Genomic DNA, 16,330 nt, shown 5'->3' with positions numbered 1-16,330 from the left:
GCTAACCCGGCGCCCGATCCAATTAGCTGGCGACGATATTGACCAGTTTCCCGGGCACTACGATCACTTTGCGAATAGTCAGGCCGTCGACGAAACGCAGGACGTTTTCGTTGGAACGGGCAGCGGCTTCGATTTCCTCGCGGGTCGCGGCAGCCGGCATGTCGATCTGGCCACGCAGCTTGCCGTTGACCTGGATCACCAGCGTCAGGCTGTCCTGTACCAGTGCGCTCTCGTCGACCACCGGCCAGCCGGCGTCGATCACGGCATCGGCATGGCCCAGCTGTTTCCAAAGCTCGTGGCTGATATGCGGCGTGATCGGAGCCAGCAGCAGGGTAACGGCTTCCAGACCTTCGTGAACCAGTGCTCGATCCTGTTCGGTGCCTTGCGCGGCTTTTTCCAGCACGTTCATCAGCGTCATCACCTGGGCGATGGCGGTGTTGAATTTGTGGTTCTGACCGACGTCGTGGCTGGCCTGCTTGATGGCCTGGTGAGTCGCGCGGCGAACGGCTTTCTGCTCGTCGTTCAGGCTGGCGATATCCAGTTTGCCCGGCAGGCCCTGGGTCACGTGCGCCTGAGCAAGACGCCAGACGCGCTTGAGGAAACGATGCGAACCTTCGACACCGGAATCGGACCACGCTGCGCTCATGTCAGGCGGCGAGGCGAACATCATGAACAGGCGGCAGGTGTCTGCGCCGAACTGATCGATCATCGACTGAGGGTCGACGCCGTTGTTCTTCGACTTGGCCATCTTCTCGGTGCCGCCGATTTCCACCGGCAGGCCGTCGGTTTTCAGCTTGGCACTGGTCACGTTGCCTTTGCCGTCGCGTTCAAGATCCACGTCCGCCGGGTTGAACCAGGTGTAGGCGCCATTGGCTTCGCGACGATAATACGTCTCGGCGATCACCATGCCCTGGGTCAGCAGGTTCTTGAACGGCTCGTTGGAGCTCACCAGGCCTTCGTCGCGCATCAGCTTGTGGAAGAAGCGCGCGTAGAGCAGGTGAAGAATGGCGTGTTCGATACCGCCGATGTACTGATCCACCGGCAACCAGTGGTCGGCCGCGGATTTTTCCACAAGGCCGCCTTCGAAGTGCGGCGAGGCGTAACGGGCGTAGTACCAGGACGACTCGACGAAGGTGTCCATGGTGTCGGTTTCACGCTTGGCAGGCTGGCCGCATTTCGGGCAGTTGCACTCGTAGAACTCGGGCATGCGCGCCAGCGGTGAACCGGCGCCGTCCGGCACCACGTCTTCCGGCAGGACGACAGGCAGCTGGTCTTCAGGAACCGGCACGTCGCCGCAGCTGGCGCAATGGATGATCGGGATCGGGCAGCCCCAGTAGCGTTGACGGCTGATGCCCCAGTCGCGCAGGCGGAACTGGGTGCGCGAGGCGCCCAGCTCTTTCTTGATCAGGGCCACTTCCATGGCGTCGAACGCGCCGGCGAAGTCCAGGCCATCGAACTCACCGGAGTTGATCAGCGTACCGTGCTCGCCGTAGGCGTCTTGCCATGGCGCCGGGTTGGTTTCACCGGAGCTGGTGCGAACTACGGATTTGACCGGCAGGTTGTACTTGTGGGCGAACTCGAAATCGCGCTCGTCGTGCGCCGGCACAGCCATGACCGCGCCATCGCCGTAGTGCATCAGCACGTAGTTGGCGACCCACACCGGCAGTTTCTCGCCGGTCAGCGGGTGCTCGACGAACAGGCCGGTCGGCAGGCCTTTCTTCTCTTGAGTGGCGACGTCGGCTTCGGCGACGCTGCCGCCCTTGCATTCGGCGATGAACGCTTGCAGCTCAGGGTTGTTTTTCGCGGCGAGGGCGGCCAGGTGGTGCTCGGCGGCCACGGCAACATAGGTTGCGCCCATCAGGGTGTCCGGACGGGTGGTGAAGACTTTCAGGGTGCCGCTTTCGCCGATCGAATCGACGTTGTACGGGAACTGCACTTCCATCCCGCGGGACTTGCCGATCCAGTTGCGCTGCATGGTCTTGACCTGTTCAGGCCAGCCAGTCAGTTCGTCGAGGCTCTCCAGCAGCTCATCCGCGTAGGCGGTGATCTTGAAGTAGTACATCGGGATCTCGCGCTTCTCGATCAGCGCGCCGGAACGCCAGCCGCGACCATCGATCACCTGCTCGTTGGCCAGAACGGTCTGGTCGATCGGGTCCCAGTTCACGGTGCCGTTCTTGCGGTAGATCACGCCTTTTTCGAACAGGCGAGTGAACAGCCATTGTTCCCAGCGGTAGTAATCCGGTTTGCAGGTGGTGACTTCGCGCGACCAGTCCACCGCCAGGCCCAGGCTGCGCAGCTGGGACTTCATGTAGGCGATGTTTTCGTAGGTCCACTTGGCCGGGGCCACGTTGTTCTTCATCGCGGCGTTTTCCGCCGGCATGCCGAAGGCGTCCCAACCCATCGGTTGCAGAACGTTCTTGCCGAGCATGCGCTGGTAGCGGGAGATCACGTCGCCGATGGTGTAGTTGCGCACGTGCCCCATGTGTAGCTTGCCGCTGGGGTAAGGGAACATCGACAGGCAGTAGTAAGTCTCCTTGCCTGGCTGTTCACTGACTTCAAAGGACTTTTGCTCGTCCCAGAACGACTGGGCGGCGGCTTCGATTTCACGGGGTTGATATTGTTCGTGCATGGCTACTTTTGTACTGGATAGGGGTGGCCTAATCCTCTTCAATGCGACGTTCGGGGCGTGCCGGACGAGCTGGAAGTGGAGTTACAGGAAGCGCCGTAGCATACATGACCGCGCTCGGCCTAGGGAAACCCTGATTGCAGCCGTTTGACCGGCTGAAATCGCGGCGAGGGCCGTTGGTCGCGGCGTGCAGCCGGTTTGTGCAGCGAAGCTAAGCTCTAACTGGGGAGTGAGTCTTATCTTCAATGAGGTGAGGGATGGTGGAGTCACAGCAAAAAAACGTTACCAAACCCGAGTTGTACGAGCGGTTGATCGATCGTCTGGGTATGGCCCTGGACGCTGTAAAAACCGCTGGCCGGCTGCGCGACGAGCGCCCCCTGGAGCTGGAATTGCGTGGCTTGAGTCCCGCCGAGTTCAAACTGGTCAAGGCCTATCTGGATCGCAGTGAGCGTGAAACCCACGGATACCTGTCACAAGCAGTGAAACAACTCGATGCAGCCCATACGGCCAAAGTCATCTGGCTCAAGGACAAGGCGCCCGGCAGAGACTCCGTCAAGGTTCGGACTCTGCAGGCCAAGTAAACGCATGGCAGGTCAAAAAGCGGATCTTTTTCAACGGGATCCGACCCTACTGGTTGTCGCGCTGTATCAACCCACTTAGGCTTCGGGCATCTCTGGAGATGCCCGATGCCTTTTCGTTATTTCATTAAACAACTTCTATTGCCGCCCGGCCTTCTTTTGCTGCTGTTGCTGGCGGCCTGGTGGCTGCGTCGCTCGCGGCCACGGCTGGCCGGGTTGTGTTTTGCCCTGGGTTTTGGCGGCTTTTTGCTGATGAGTCTACCGGTGGTCGTGCAGTGGGGCGCCAAGGCCCTTGAGCGCGAGCCGCCGCTGTCCCGGGAAGCATGGACAAGTCTGGCGCAGCGTGCCGATGCGATTGTGGTGCTGGGCTCCGGTCGCGAGCGCGGCGATCTGGCCTGGGGTGAAGATCAGCCGACCGGTGTTGGACTGGAGCGCCAACGTTACGCGGCGCGACTGGCCAAGGCGTCGGGGTTACCGATTCTGACCAGCGGTGGCCTGCATTACGGTACGCCGCCGACTGAAGCCAAATTGATGGCCGACTCGTTGCGCGATGATTTCGGCGTGACGGTGCGCTGGCAGGAAGGGGAGAGCCGCACCACGTGGGAGAACGCCGAATTCAGCGCCAAAATGCTGTTGCCGGAAGGCGTCAAACGCATCGTGCTGGTGACCCAGGCCTGGCACATGCCGCGGGCGGTGTGGAGTTATCAACAGGCTGGATTTGAAGTGGTCCCGGCGCCGGTAGGTTTCCTCGGCACGGACAATGCCCGGCCGTTTGGCGGCTGGTTGCCGGAGTTCAAATCGATCTGGCAGAGCGGGCAGTTGATGAACGAGGCGGTGGGACAGATCGGTTATTCGCTGTTCTACCGAGGGGATGACAGAGCCGATTGACGCGGTGTCGTTGGTGGCGCCTTCGCGAGCAAGCTCGCTCCCACAGTGGTCACCTGTGGGAGCGCGCGATTTCTCAGAGAGTCTTGGACATCCGGTTGGTCATTAACGCCCAGCCGAACAGCACCACGCACAGGATGATCAGCGGCCACGAGCGCCATTGCAGATACGGCGTCAGGTTGTGCATCGGCACCACTTCGCCGTACAGCACGCCCTGTTCAAACTGCGGAATGCGTTCGGTGATCTGCCCGAACGGGTTGATCAGTCCGGTCACGCCGTTGTTGGTCGCGCGAATCATCCAGCGTCCGGCTTCAAGCGCGCGCATCTGCGCCATTTGCAGGTGTTGCAGCGGGCCGATGGACGTACCGAACCAGGTGTCGTTGCTGATCGTCAGCAGCAGATCGCTGCGTGCTGCCAGGCCCGCGGCGAATTCCGGGTAGACCACTTCGTAGCAGATGAACGGCGCGATCTGATATCCCTTCGCCTGCAACAGGGCCTGGTCGGCAGGGCCACGGGCGAAGTCGGACATCGGCAGGTCGAAGAACGCGATCAGCCCGCGCAGGATGTCCTGCAAGGGTACGTACTCGCCGAACGGCACCAGTTTCTGTTTCAGATAAGTGCCATCGCCTTCGCCGACCACGGTAATACCGTTGAAGAAGCGTTTTTCGTGACGGACCATTTCGCGGATCGGCACGCCGGTGATCAGCGCCGATTTACGCTCGGCGGCGAAGTTGCCCATCATGTTCAAGTAGCCCTCGGCGGACTCCTTGAGCACCGGGACGGCGGTTTCCGGCCAGATCAGCAGGTCGACCGGTTTGGAGCGGAAACTCAGGTCGCGGTACAGCGCCAGTTGCGCATTGAGCTCGGCCGGGTCCCATTTCATGCTTTGCGCGACGTTGCCCTGAATCGCGGCAACGGTCAGCGGTGCGCCGGCCGGGCTGGTCCAGGCATGGCCCTTGAGCGCAATGCCTGCCACCCATGGCCCGATCAGCAATACCAGACCGGCAGCGATGAAGGCTTTGCGGCGGGTTTGCAACAGACGCGATGCGTTGTAGATGAGTGCAGCGGTCAACGCCAGGACGAACGAAACCAGCCACATGCCGCCTACTGGAGCGAGCCCGGCCAGCGGGCCATCGAGCTGGCTGTAACCGGAATACAGCCACGGGAAACCGGTGAGGAACCAGCCACGGAACGCTTCCTGACCGACCCACAACGCCGCAAACGCCAGGGCGTCGGCCACCGGCGCTTCGTTACGCCGCAACCAGCGTGCCCAGAGCCAGGCGGGCAGGGCGAAGAACCAGGCAATCGCCGCCGTGAAAATCAGCATCAGGAACCCGGCCAGCAGCACCGAAGCGCCGCCGAAGTGGTGGATGCTGTAATAGATCCAGCTGGTGCCGGCGCCGAACAGGCCGAAGCCGAAGCACCAGCCACGCCCCAGGGCCTGACGCGGGCTCAGCTCGCGCAGTCCGGCATAGAACAGGCCGACCGCCAGCAGGGCCAGCGGCCAGAAATCGAACGGTGCCAGCGCGAAGGTGGTGATTGCACCGGCCGCCACGGCCAGCAGGTTACCGGGCCAGCCGGGGCGGGTTGTCCAGCGCATTTCAGTCCTTAAATTTACCGGGCGATTGGCGTGAGTCGCAGCAAATGAATCCGACGGCTGTCGGCGTTCAGGATGCGGAAACGATAGGCGCCGATTTCAGTGATTTCGTTGCGTTTTGGCAAGTGCCCGAACGCGCTCATCACCAGCCCGCCGACGGTGTCGAACTCGTCGTCGGAGAATTCGCTGTCGAAGAACTCGTTGAAGTTCTCGATCGGCGTCAGGGCCTTGATCAGGAAATCACCGCTGGGCAGCGGCTTGATGTAGCTGTCTTCTTCGACGTCGTGCTCGTCTTCGATGTCGCCGACGATTTGCTCAAGCACGTCTTCGATGGTCACCAGACCGGCCACGCCGCCGTATTCGTCGATGACGATGGCCATGTGGTTGTGGTTGGCGCGGAATTCACGCAGCAACACGTTCAGGCGCTTGGACTCCGGCACGAAGGTGGCCGGGCGCAGCAGGTCTTTGATGTTGAAGCTGTCGCCGTTCTCCTTGAGGATCAGCGGCAGCAGATCCTTGGCCAGCAGCACGCCCATCACGTCGTCATGGCTTTCGCCGATGACCGGGTAGCGCGAGTGGGCCGAGTCGACTACGGCAGGGAGGAATTCGCGGGGTGTCTGGGTCGCCTTGATGCTGATCATCTGCGAGCGCGGCACCATGATGTCGCGAACCTGCAGGTCAGCCACCTGGATGGCGCCTTCGACGATGGCCAGCGCTTCGCTGTCCAGCAGTTTGTTCTGATGTGCATCGCGCAGCAGCTCAAGCAGCTCCTGGCGGTTCTTCGGCTCGTGGGCAAAAGCCTGGGTCAGTTTACCCAGCCATGACTTTTGCCCGTTGCTCGATCGATCTTCGCTCATAGCGATTACTCTGAATCCTTTGTTGTAACAGTAGGGGATGTTTCGGTTTCGTCGTCCGCGTACGGATCGGGATAACCCAATTCGGCAAGCAACTCGCGTTCCAGTGCTTCCATTTCTTCGGCTTCATCGTCATCTATATGGTCGTAACCCAGCAGATGCAAGCAGCCGTGAATGACCAGATGTGCCCAGTGGGCCTTCAGTTCCTTGCCTTGCTCGGCGGCTTCGCGCTCAACCACCGCCACGCAGATCACCAGGTCGCCCAGCAATGGTATGTCGAGAAACTCGTCAGGCACTTCGGCAGGAAAGGACAGGACGTTGGTCGCGTAATCCTTGTGCCGCCAGGTGTGATTCAGTTCGCGGCCTTCTTCCTCGTCGACCAGACGAATGGTCATTTCCGAGTCGGCGGTGCGCTGGCGCAGGGCCAGTTCGCACCATTGGCGGAACTCGGCTTCGGTCGGCGCAGACGCTTCGGTCGCGATTTGAAGGTCAAGCTCAAGCATCGTGGCGGGTGTCCTTTGGCGCTTCATCAGCAACACGCGTCTCGAAGCGCTCGTAGGCTTCGACGATGCGTTGCACCAACGGATGGCGCACCACGTCTTTGGGCTGGAAGTGGGTGAAGCTGATGCCCGGCACATCTTTCAGGACTTCGATGACGTGATGAAGTCCGGATTTGGTGCCGCGCGGCAGGTCGACCTGGGTGATGTCGCCGGTGATCACGGCCGTGGATCCGAAACCGATCCGGGTCAGGAACATCTTCATCTGCTCGACGGTGGTGTTCTGACTTTCATCGAGAATGATGAAGCTGTTGTTTAGCGTACGGCCGCGCATGTAGGCCAGCGGCGCAACTTCGATCACCTGACGCTCGATCAGCTTGGCCACGTATTCGAAGCCGAGCATCTCGTAGAGTGCGTCGTAGAGCGGGCGCAGGTACGGGTCGATCTTCTGCGACAGGTCTCCGGGCAGGAAGCCGAGTTTTTCACCCGCTTCGACCGCCGGACGCACCAGCAGGATGCGACGGATCTGTTCACGCTCCAGCGCATCGACGGCGCAGGCGACAGCCAGATAAGTCTTGCCGGTACCGGCCGGGCCGATGCCGAAGTTGATGTCGTTGCCGAGGATTTCCTTCACGTAGCGCAGCTGATTCAAGCCGCGCGGGCGAATCATGCCTTTCTTGGTGCGCAGGGCGACGGAGGCTTCGGCGGGGGCGTGGTTGTCCAGTTGCTCGACGGCCGATTCCTGGAGGAACAGGTGCACCGTATCCGGCGACAGCTCTGAACCCTTGGTTTCCCGGTACAGGCGGCGAATCAGGTTTTCCGCAGAAGTGGTGTGCTTGGGTTCGCCGATCAGCTCGAACTGATTGCCGCGGTTGCGGATCTCGATGGCCAGGCGCTGTTCGATCAGGCGCAGGTGCTCGTCGAACTGCCCGCACAGATTGGCGAAGCGGCGAGCCTCAAAGGGCTCGAGGATGAAACGATGTGGTTCGATGGGTGCGTTCAAGGTCGTATTTAGCCGCCCTGGGGCAATTAGGATGAAATCAAGGATAACGCCAGTGGCGTGGGTGCGAAAGCTCTTAAATCGATGCGGTTCCTGTGGGAGCGAGCCTGCTCGCGATGGGTATGAATGCGGTTCATCTGAAAAACCGCGTCATCGTTCATCGCGAGCAGGCTCGCTCCCACAGTCGAACAAAGGGTGTTACTGGATCAGTGAGCCGCGCAGCGAGTGCGGTTGCGCCGCGTCGATGTGGACGTCGGCGAACTGGCCGATCAGGGTCGGATTATCGCAGCGGAAGTTGACGATACGGTTATTCTCGGTCCGCCCTTGCAACTCGCCCGGGTCTTTCTTCGAATAATCGGTCACCAGGATCCGCTGGATCGAGCCGACCATTTGTCGGCTGATCTCGAACCCTTGCTGATTCAAACGGTGCTGCAAGGCGTTCAGGCGTTCCTTTTTCAGTTCTTCCGGGGTGTCGTCGGCCAGATCGGCGGCCGGAGTGCCCGGGCGCTGGCTGTAGACGAACGAGTAGGAAAAGTCGAAACCGACGTCGGCAATCAGCTTCATGGTCTGTTCGAAATCTTTCTCGGTTTCCCCAGGGAAGCCGACGATGAAGTCCGAGCTGATGCAGATCCCCGGCACGGCGGCGCGCAGTTTGCGCAGCTTGGATTTGTACTCCAGCGCCGTGTGGTTGCGCTTCATCGCGGCCAGGATCCGGTCCGAACCCGACTGCACCGGCAAGTGCAGGTGCTTGACCAGTTCCGGCACTTCGGCGTGGGCCTGGATCAAGCTGTCGGAGAATTCGAGCGGGTGGGAGGTGGTGTAGCGGATGCGGTCGATACCGTCGACTGCCGCGACCACGCGGATCAGTTCGGCCAGGTCGGCTAGGCGACCGTCGTGGGTCAGCCCGCGATAACCGTTGACGTTTTGGCCCAGCAGGGTCACTTCACGCACGCCGTTTTCGGCCAGGTGAATGATCTCGGCGATCACGTCGTCGAACGGTCGGCTGACTTCTTCGCCACGGGTGTAAGGCACCACGCAGAACGTGCAGTACTTGCTGCAGCCTTCCATCACCGAGACATAGGCGCTCGGGCCGTCGATGCGCGGCTCGGGCAGGTGGTCGAATTTTTCGATTTCCGGGAACGAAACGTCGACTTGAGGCAGCTTGCTGATGCGCGCGGCGTCGATCATTTCCGGCAGACGGTGCAGGGTTTGCGGACCAAACACTACGTCGACGTAAGGGGCGCGATCACGGATCGCCGCGCCTTCCTGGCTGGCCACGCAACCGCCGACGGCGATCACCATGTCCGGGTTGGCCAGTTTCAGTTCGCGCCAGCGGCCGAGCTGCGAATACACCCGGTCCTGGGCGCGTTCGCGGATCGAGCAGGTGTTGAGCAGGATCACGTCGGCATCTTCGGCGCGTGCCGTGACTTCCAGGGCCTGGTGTTCGCCCAGCAGATCGACCATGCGCGAGCTGTCGTACTCGTTCATCTGGCAACCGTGGGTTTCGATGTAAAGCTTCTTGGCCATGGAATAGGGTCGTCACGTGGTTCAAAGAACCGCGCATTATAGGGAACATGTCCTCAGGTTCCTACCGCTGTGCGTCCGGTGGCTATGCTATAGTTCGCGCCCTCATTTTTACCCCGATGTCGTCCGCCCGCCATGACCAAACGCGAAGCTCCAATCTACAAGGTGATTTTCCTCAACCAGGGCCAGGTGTTCGAAATGTACGCCAAGCAGATCTATCAAAGTGATCTGTGGGGTTTCCTGGAAGTGGAAGAGTTCGTCTTTGGCGAGCGCACGCAAGTGGTCGTCGACCCGAGCGAAGAAAAGCTCAAGGCGCAGTTCGAAGGCGTGGTACGCAGCTTTGTGCCGATGCACTCGATCGTGCGCATCGATGAAGTGGAGCGGCTGGGGACGCCGAAGATCAGCGAAGCCCGTGGCGGCGTTGGCAACGTGATGCCGTTTCCGGTGCCGATGCCTGAGAAGTAAACCGTAAGATCGAGTCGCCTCATTCGCGAGCAAGCTCGCTCCCACAGGGATATTCATTCCGATGTGGGAGCGAGCTTGCTCGCGAAGAGGCCAGAGAAGTCGACGAAGAAATCAGGGCAAAGGCGAGAACGGCGTACGCCCGTCGGCGCTCTGCAGTTCCATCAGGTATTTACGGAAAATTTGCCCGAGCACCTGGGTCGCGGTTTCCAGATCTTCGCGGGACATCTTTTCGGAAACTTCGTCAGCGGTGTCGAGCGCGTCTTCGGCGCCGTTGACCGCCGCCATCTTCAGCACGATGTACGCCTGAATGTTGTTGGCCTGCACGCCTTCACCGTGGAAGAACATGGTGCCGAGCTTGAATTGCGCCTGGGCGTGGCCTTGCAGCGAGGCCTTTTCGAAATAGCTCAGGGCTTGATTGAGGTCGCGCGGCGCGTTCTTGCCGTCGTAGTAGAACTCACCCAACTCGTATTGCGCTTGCGCATCCCCCTCATCCGCTGCCTTTTGGCAGGCGGCGAGGGCCTGCGTGACATCTTGCGGCTGAGTATTGAGGGTGCAGCGACCCATCGCCGGGATCAACAACGAGTTGCCGCCTGCTTGTGCATGTGCGAGCAGCGGCTGAAGGAGCAACAGGCAGCCCAAGGCAAGGGTGCGGCCGGTGCGGTTCATGGGAATCGACTTACCTCTGAAGGGCGCGCGGACCCGTCTAGGGATCCAATAAGCGCGCATTATGAAATAAGCAGGGCCATCCTTACAAAGTCTTTACTCGATTTTCTGCTGCGCGGGAAATATATCGCCCACTTTATGGGAGATTTTTGGCAGGAGTGTCGGAAAAGGCGCGCGGATGTAGGAGAACACTGACGCTGGCAATGGCCAACGTCAGCGGCGGGGCGTTTTACTTCAACTGGGCGAAGGCGCGCTCAGCGGCGTCGAGGGTCAGTTTCAACTCGGCTTCGCCGTGGGCGATCGAGGTGAAACCGGCTTCGAAGGCGCTCGGTGCCAGGTACACGCCACCTTCCAGCATCAAGTGGAAGAAGCGGCCGAACAGCGCTGCATCGCTGGCCATCACGTCTTCAAAAGTAACAATGTCGTCGGCACCGCTGAAGTACAGACCGAACATGCCGCCCGCCTGGGTGGTCACGAACGGAATGCCGGCGGCATCGGCGCGCTGTTGCAGGCCGTCGAGCAGGCGCGTGGTGTAGTCGGTCAGCTCGGCGTGGAAACCCGGACGGCTGATCAGGCGCAGGGTGGTCAGGCCGGCAGCCATCGCCAGCGGGTTACCGGACAAGGTGCCCGCCTGATAGACCGGGCCGAGCGGTGCGATGCGCTCCATGATCGAGCGCTTGCCGCCGAAGCAGCCGACCGGCATGCCGCCACCGATGATCTTGCCGAAGGTGGTCAGATCCGGGGTCACGCCGTAGTAAGCCTGGGCACCGCCGAGGGCGACGCGGAAACCGGTCATCACTTCGTCGAAAATCAGCACCACGCCATGCTTGTCACACAGGCTGCGCAGGCCTTCGAGAAAACCCGGCGCCGGCGGTACACAGTTCATGTTGCCGGCCACTGGCTCGACGATGATGCACGCGACGTCCTGGCCGACTTCGGCGAGCATTTTTTCAACCGCGTCGATGTCGTTGAACGGCAGGGTCAAAGTGTGTTTGGCGAATGCTGCCGGCACGCCTGCCGAGCTCGGTACGCCTTGGGTCAGTGCGCCGGAGCCGGCCTTGACCAGCAGGCTGTCGGAGTGACCGTGGTAGCAGCCTTCGAACTTGATGATGCTGTCACGGCCGGTGAAACCACGGGCCAGACGGATCGCACTCATGGTCGCTTCGGTGCCGGAGCTGACCATGCGCACCATCTCCATCGATGGCACCAGCGAGCAGACCAGATCGGCCATCTCGGTTTCCATCGCGGTCGGCGCGCCGTAGGACAGGCCGTGCTGCAACTGGTTGCGCACCGCGTCCAGCACGTCCGGGTGGCTGTGGCCAAGGATCATCGGGCCCCAGGAACCGACGTAATCCACATAACGCTTGTTGTCTTCGTCAGTGACGTAGGCGCCTTCGGCGTGCTTGAAGAACAGCGGCGTGCCACCAACGCTCTTGAACGCGCGCACCGGCGAGTTCACGCCACCGGGAATGTGTTTCTGGGCGTTGGCAAACAGGGTTTCGGAACGAGACATGATCGGGCTCTCAGACTTTTAATAATTCATTGAAGGCGCGGGCGCGGCGGGTCACTTCGGCGGTGCTGTCGGCGCCGAACAGGCCATGGACCACGGCCAGCAGATCGACGCCGTGGGCCACCAGCGGCGCAGCGTTGTCGAGGGTGATGCCGCCGATCGCGCAGATCGGCAGGTGCAGGGTGCGTTTGGCTTCGTCGAGCAGATCGAGGCTGCAACTCGGTGCACCGGGTTTGGTACTGGAATTGAAGAAGCGACCGAAGGCGACGTAGCTCGCACCTTCTTTGGCGGCCTGTTCGGCCAGTTCAAGCTGTGCGTGGCAGGTCGAACCGATGATCGCTTTTGAACCGAGCAGGGCGCGGGTCGGCGATAGCGGGCCGTCGGTCTGGCCCAGGTGCACGCCGACGTTCAGGCGTGCGGCCAGTTCGGCGTCATCGTTGATGATCAGTTGCGTCTTGTAGCGTTCGCACAGATTGCGCAGGGCCTCGGCCTCACGCAAGCGGCGGGCTTCGTCGCTGCTCTTGTCGCGGTATTGCAGCAGGGTGACGCCGCCTTCCAGCGCCGCCTCCACGTAGGACAGAAACTTGCCGGCCAGCAACTGGCTGTCGGTGATGGCATACAGGCCACGTAGTTTCATCGCGCAGACCTCAGGCTCGAAACATCAGGAACAGAAATCCAGCGGCAGGCGACGCGGCACGAACTGGCCTTTGCCCAGCTGTTCGGCATCGCGCAGGGTGCGCCAGGTGTAATCCAGCGCAGTACGCACCGCGCTCGCGAGGTTTTCGCCCAGTGCCAGGCGGCCGGCGAGGGTGCTGGCCAGGGTGCAACCGGAACCGTGATAGCTGCCCGGCAGGCGCTGGCACTTGAAGGTTTCGCGCAGGCCGTCGCGACTGTACAGGCGATTGTGGATTTCGGTTTCGTCGCCGTGACCGCCGGTGATCAGCAGGTTCTTGATGTACGGCAACAGTTTTTCAGCGCACTCGTCCGCGGTGCCTTCTGGCAGTTCGGCGAGGATCCGGGCTTCGGGAAGGTTGGGGGTGGCGATGATCGACAGCGGCAGCAGGCGTTCGCGCATGGCGTAGCCGACTTCGTCCTTGCCAAGGCGTCCGCCGCCGCCGGCGCGCAGCACCGGGTCGCAGACCACTGGCAGGTGCGGGTGCGCCAGGAGCAGTTCGACGACGGTGTCGACCATTTCCAGGGAACCGAGCATGCCCAGTTTCACTGCCGCGACTTCGGAATCGTTGAGCACGGCATTGGCCTGGGCCAGTACCCACTCACGGTCGAGGACGCGGAAGTCAGTGACGTTGACCGTGTCTTGCACGGTCAGGGCGGTGACGGCCGGAGCCGCATGGCAACCCTGAGCGAGCAGGGCTTCGATATCTGCCTGCAAGCCGGCGCCACCACTGGGGTCGTGGCCGGAGAGACAGAGGACAACGGGGCGTGAGCTGTAGATATTCATGGTGCGCGAGCTTACCACCAAACCTGTTTTTCGGGTGTTGTGGCGCAGCGCCCGGCCGATAACACGGGTAGGTGGATCCGTACCGTCTGTCACAATCTGACCAAGCAAACAGCTCTAGCTCAACGTTTTGCTCTGGAACGCCCGTTCTAGAGCCTTTGTGGGAAAAATTTCCATGGTGCTCAATGGCCATCAACGGCTATGCTAGAGTGGATCCAAACCAATAACAGGTAATACCGGTTTTACGTCATCTCAAAGGGAATGGGGGGCTTCCTGACACAACCGGACAAGCCACGCTGGGGCTTCAATGCGCTATTTGTTGATGTTGCTGTTCTGCTTGCCCCTCCTGGCAAGCGCCGTCGAGTTCGACGAGTTCACCCAGAGCCTCCCGCTGGGTCGATCCCTGCAAGTGTTCGAAGACCCGAGCGGTCAGGCGAGCATTGCCGACGTCCGCGCGCAAGCCGCCGCCGGAAACTTCAAGCCCCATGACAAAGCCACGCTCAATGCCGGTTATTCGCGCTCGGCGTTCTGGCTGAAAATCGACCTGCATTACCGCCCGACCAATCCGTCGGCGCAGCGCAGCTGGTTGCTGGAGCTGGCGTATCCGCCGCTAGATCATCTGGACCTGTATCTGCCCGATGCCGCTGGCGACTACCGTCTGGTGCGGCAAACCGGGGACGCCTTGCCGTTCGCCAGTCGCGAGATCCGCCAGAACAATTACCTGTTCGACCTGGCGTTCAAGCCGGATCAGCAACGAACCGTTTATCTGCGGTTGTCCAGCGAAGGCTCGATCCAGGCGCCGGTGACGCTGTGGTCGAGCACCGCGTACCTCGAAGACCAGCCGGTGCGCCTGTACGTGCTGGGGATCATTTATGGCGTGCTGCTGGGGATGCTGGTCTACAACCTGTTCATCTACCTCAGCGTGCGCGACACCAGTTACCTCTATTACATCTTCTATATCGCCTCGTTCGGCCTTTATCAACTGTCGGTCAATGGCGCTGCGGTCGAGTACTTCTGGCCGGACAACCCGTGGTGGGCCAACGCCGCCACGCCGTTCTTCATCGGTTGCGCAGGGCTGTTCGGCAGCCAGTTCGCCCGCAGTTTCCTGCAGACCAGCAACCACAGCCGCTGGCTCGATCGCCTGCTGATCGCCCTGATCGCGTTCGGCGCCGTGGTGATCGGCCTGTCGTTGATGACCAGTTATGGCCTGGCCCTGCGTCTGGCAACGGCCCTGGCGCTGACCTTCACCGTGGTGATCTTCGCCGCCGGGATCCTGGCCTGGTGGCGCGGCCTGCGGGTGGCGCGTTATTTCATCATTGCCTGGTCGGCGTTCCTGATCGGCGGCATCGTCAACACCATGATGGTGCTGGGACTGCTGCCGAACGTGTTCCTGACCATGTACGCCAGCCAGATCGGTTCGGCCATCGAAGTGGCGCTGCTGTCGCTGGCGCTGGCCGACCGCATCAACGCGATGCGCGAGCAACAGGCGCAGACCCTGTTCGATGCGGGCCAGAAACTCGAAGTGCTGAACCAGCAACTGGCCCACAGCAACAAGCTCAAGGATGAATTCCTCGCGACCCTGACCCACGAACTGCGCACGCCGATGAACGGTGTGATCGGTTCGCTGGAGCTGATGCAGACCGTCGAGCTGGACCCGGAATTGGAGCAATACCAGCAGACCGCCGCCGGTTCGGCGCGGGACATGATGCGCATGGTCAACGGCATCCTGACCCTGACCGAATTGCAGGCCGGCAAGCTCAAGGCCACGCCGGGCAGTTTCAGCCTGCGCGGGGTGGTCGAGGCGTTGCGGATTCAGTTCGATGGCAATGCTTCGAGCAAGTCGCTGGACTTCAAGGTCGACGTGCTGCCGACCCTGCCGGATCGCCTGCATGGCGACAGCGCCAAACTTGCGCAATGTCTGGAATGCCTGCTGGACAACGCGATCAAGTTCACCCGCGTCGGCGGTCTGGCCTTGCGGGTCACCGGCAAACCGTCGACGGGCAATCGTCTGGCGCTGTCGTTTGCGGTGATCGACACCGGCATCGGTTTTACCGATCTGGGTGAGGCCACGCTGTACCAGCGGTTCTTCCAGCTCGACGGTTCCATGACCCGCGAATACGGCGGGCTGGGTGTCGGTCTGGCGATCTGCCGACAACTGGTCGAGCTGCTTGGCGGCAAGCTCACACATCGATCCGAGCCCGGGAGCGGCAGCCGCTTTCAGCTGGATGTCGAGTTTGAGTTGCCGGAAGTGGAAGCCGTGCCCGTGTTCAGCCGCGACACCGTGCGTGCGCCGCAGGACTGCACCGTGCTGTTGGTGGACGACAACAGCGTCAATCAATTGGTGATGCGCGGCATGTTGCTCAAGCTCGGATTTCGGGTGCGTACTGCTGAAAGCAGCGCAGCGGCCATCGATTACCTGCAGCGTGAAATGTTCGATGCAGTGCTGATCGATTGCCAGTTGCCACCGCTCGACGGGGCCTCGCTGTGTTGCCAGATCCGCGACTTGCCCGGATGTGCCCATATGCCGGTGTTCATGACCGCGCTGGCTACGGAGCGAGAGCATTGCGGTACAGGGGCGTTGATCGACTACCTGAGCAAACCGGTGAAATTCGAGGACTTGCAGGCCGCGCTGGAGCGGCGGGTATTGAGTTGATGACAGGGTGAAAGCGCCGGCA

14 protein-coding genes are annotated in these 16,330 nt (G+C 61.4%); 4 read left to right on the top strand and 10 right to left on the bottom strand.

Features of this window, described 5'->3' with window-relative positions:
- Window positions 1-22 precede the first annotated feature (22 nt).
- Window positions 23-2,629 (bottom strand): leucine--tRNA ligase, encoded by a 2,607-nt coding sequence (leuS, locus tag CAF63_RS19390; RefSeq protein WP_085687934.1) that lies wholly within the window; start codon window positions 2,627-2,629, stop codon window positions 23-25.
- Between the two features lie 254 nt (window positions 2,630-2,883).
- Between leuS and CAF63_RS19385 the strand changes: the two genes are divergently transcribed.
- Both CAF63_RS19385 and CAF63_RS19380 read left to right on the top strand, forming a co-directional pair.
- Entirely contained in the window at window positions 2,884-3,207 is a 324-nt protein-coding gene (locus tag CAF63_RS19385) for a hypothetical protein (protein WP_085687932.1), read from the top strand.
- Between the two features lie 105 nt (window positions 3,208-3,312).
- The gene (locus CAF63_RS19380) at window positions 3,313-4,092 is read left to right on the top strand and encodes a YdcF family protein (protein ID WP_085687930.1); all 780 of its coding nucleotides are present in this window, start codon (window positions 3,313-3,315) and stop codon (window positions 4,090-4,092) included.
- Window positions 4,093-4,165: 73 nt separating this feature from the next.
- Here the strand turns inward: CAF63_RS19380 and lnt are convergent, their stop codons facing one another.
- From lnt to miaB, 5 genes are all read right to left on the bottom strand, one after another.
- Window positions 4,166-5,689, bottom strand: coding sequence for an apolipoprotein N-acyltransferase (gene lnt / locus CAF63_RS19375; RefSeq protein WP_085687928.1), 1,524 nt, complete (start codon window positions 5,687-5,689; stop codon window positions 4,166-4,168).
- A gap of 14 nt (window positions 5,690-5,703) precedes the next feature.
- A complete protein-coding gene (locus tag CAF63_RS19370) occupies window positions 5,704-6,543 on the bottom strand; it encodes an HlyC/CorC family transporter (protein ID WP_007909641.1) in 840 nt (279 codons plus the stop codon).
- 5 nt (window positions 6,544-6,548) lie between these two features.
- A complete protein-coding gene (gene ybeY / locus CAF63_RS19365; protein WP_085687926.1) occupies window positions 6,549-7,043 on the bottom strand; it encodes an rRNA maturation RNase YbeY in 495 nt (164 codons plus the stop codon).
- Window positions 7,036-8,040, bottom strand: coding sequence for a PhoH family protein (locus tag CAF63_RS19360; protein ID WP_085608754.1), 1,005 nt, complete (start codon window positions 8,038-8,040; stop codon window positions 7,036-7,038). Before CAF63_RS19360 ends, ybeY begins: the two co-directional genes overlap by 8 nt.
- Window positions 8,041-8,235: 195 nt before the next feature.
- On the bottom strand, window positions 8,236-9,564 hold the full coding sequence (gene miaB / locus CAF63_RS19355) for a tRNA (N6-isopentenyl adenosine(37)-C2)-methylthiotransferase MiaB (protein WP_064382169.1): 1,329 nt from the start codon (window positions 9,562-9,564) through the stop codon (window positions 8,236-8,238).
- A 132-nt stretch (window positions 9,565-9,696) separates the two neighbouring features.
- On the opposite strand from miaB, the gene CAF63_RS19350 reads away from it, so the two are divergent.
- Window positions 9,697-10,026, top strand: a complete 330-nt coding sequence (locus CAF63_RS19350; protein ID WP_007958692.1) for a DUF1820 family protein — start codon at window positions 9,697-9,699, stop codon at window positions 10,024-10,026.
- Between the two features lie 111 nt (window positions 10,027-10,137).
- Here CAF63_RS19350 and CAF63_RS19345 read toward each other — a convergent pair whose 3' ends face one another.
- The 4 genes from CAF63_RS19345 to CAF63_RS19330 form a co-directional block, all read right to left on the bottom strand.
- Window positions 10,138-10,692 (bottom strand): tetratricopeptide repeat protein, encoded by a 555-nt coding sequence (locus tag CAF63_RS19345; RefSeq protein WP_003228518.1) that lies wholly within the window; start codon window positions 10,690-10,692, stop codon window positions 10,138-10,140.
- Between the two features lie 226 nt (window positions 10,693-10,918).
- Window positions 10,919-12,202: a glutamate-1-semialdehyde 2,1-aminomutase gene (gene hemL / locus CAF63_RS19340; RefSeq protein ID WP_085687924.1), complete on the bottom strand. Its 1,284-nt coding sequence runs from the start codon at window positions 12,200-12,202 to the stop codon at window positions 10,919-10,921.
- 10 nt (window positions 12,203-12,212) lie between these two features.
- Window positions 12,213-12,836, bottom strand: a complete 624-nt coding sequence (gene thiE / locus CAF63_RS19335; protein WP_085687922.1) for a thiamine phosphate synthase — start codon at window positions 12,834-12,836, stop codon at window positions 12,213-12,215.
- A gap of 24 nt (window positions 12,837-12,860) precedes the next feature.
- Window positions 12,861-13,658 (bottom strand): hydroxymethylpyrimidine/phosphomethylpyrimidine kinase, encoded by a 798-nt coding sequence (locus CAF63_RS19330; RefSeq protein WP_085687920.1) that lies wholly within the window; start codon window positions 13,656-13,658, stop codon window positions 12,861-12,863.
- Window positions 13,659-13,962: 304 nt separating this feature from the next.
- On the opposite strand from CAF63_RS19330, the gene CAF63_RS19325 reads away from it, so the two are divergent.
- Window positions 13,963-16,308 (top strand): hybrid sensor histidine kinase/response regulator, encoded by a 2,346-nt coding sequence (locus CAF63_RS19325; RefSeq protein ID WP_085687918.1) that lies wholly within the window; start codon window positions 13,963-13,965, stop codon window positions 16,306-16,308.
- The last annotated feature ends 22 nt before the right edge of the window (window positions 16,309-16,330 follow it).

It is taken from the genome of Pseudomonas sp. B20(2017) (assembly GCF_002113125.1).
GTDB lineage: Bacteria > Pseudomonadota > Gammaproteobacteria > Pseudomonadales > Pseudomonadaceae > Aquipseudomonas.
Note: the sequence above shows the minus strand (reverse complement) of the source record. Positions and strands in the feature narration are given on the sequence as shown.

What these genes read in the sequence shown, in the direction of transcription:
- CAF63_RS19370 (WP_007909641.1), bottom strand. Translation starts at nt 6,543, where the DNA reads ATGAGCGAAGATCGATCGAGCAACGGGCAAAAGTCATGGCTGGGTAAA.
- CAF63_RS19325 (WP_085687918.1), top strand. Translation starts at nt 13,963, where the DNA reads ATGCGCTATTTGTTGATGTTGCTGTTCTGCTTGCCCCTCCTGGCAAGC.
- leuS (WP_085687934.1), bottom strand. Translation starts at nt 2,629, where the DNA reads ATGCACGAACAATATCAACCCCGTGAAATCGAAGCCGCCGCCCAGTCG.
- miaB (WP_064382169.1), bottom strand. Translation starts at nt 9,564, where the DNA reads ATGGCCAAGAAGCTTTACATCGAAACCCACGGTTGCCAGATGAACGAG.
- thiE (WP_085687922.1), bottom strand. Translation starts at nt 12,836, where the DNA reads ATGAAACTACGTGGCCTGTATGCCATCACCGACAGCCAGTTGCTGGCC.
- CAF63_RS19350 (WP_007958692.1), top strand. Translation starts at nt 9,697, where the DNA reads ATGACCAAACGCGAAGCTCCAATCTACAAGGTGATTTTCCTCAACCAG.
- lnt (WP_085687928.1), bottom strand. Translation starts at nt 5,689, where the DNA reads ATGCGCTGGACAACCCGCCCCGGCTGGCCCGGTAACCTGCTGGCCGTG.
- hemL (WP_085687924.1), bottom strand. Translation starts at nt 12,202, where the DNA reads ATGTCTCGTTCCGAAACCCTGTTTGCCAACGCCCAGAAACACATTCCC.
- CAF63_RS19330 (WP_085687920.1), bottom strand. Translation starts at nt 13,658, where the DNA reads ATGAATATCTACAGCTCACGCCCCGTTGTCCTCTGTCTCTCCGGCCAC.
- CAF63_RS19385 (WP_085687932.1), top strand. Translation starts at nt 2,884, where the DNA reads ATGGTGGAGTCACAGCAAAAAAACGTTACCAAACCCGAGTTGTACGAG.
- ybeY (WP_085687926.1), bottom strand. Translation starts at nt 7,043, where the DNA reads ATGCTTGAGCTTGACCTTCAAATCGCGACCGAAGCGTCTGCGCCGACC.
- CAF63_RS19345 (WP_003228518.1), bottom strand. Translation starts at nt 10,692, where the DNA reads ATGAACCGCACCGGCCGCACCCTTGCCTTGGGCTGCCTGTTGCTCCTT.
- CAF63_RS19380 (WP_085687930.1), top strand. Translation starts at nt 3,313, where the DNA reads ATGCCTTTTCGTTATTTCATTAAACAACTTCTATTGCCGCCCGGCCTT.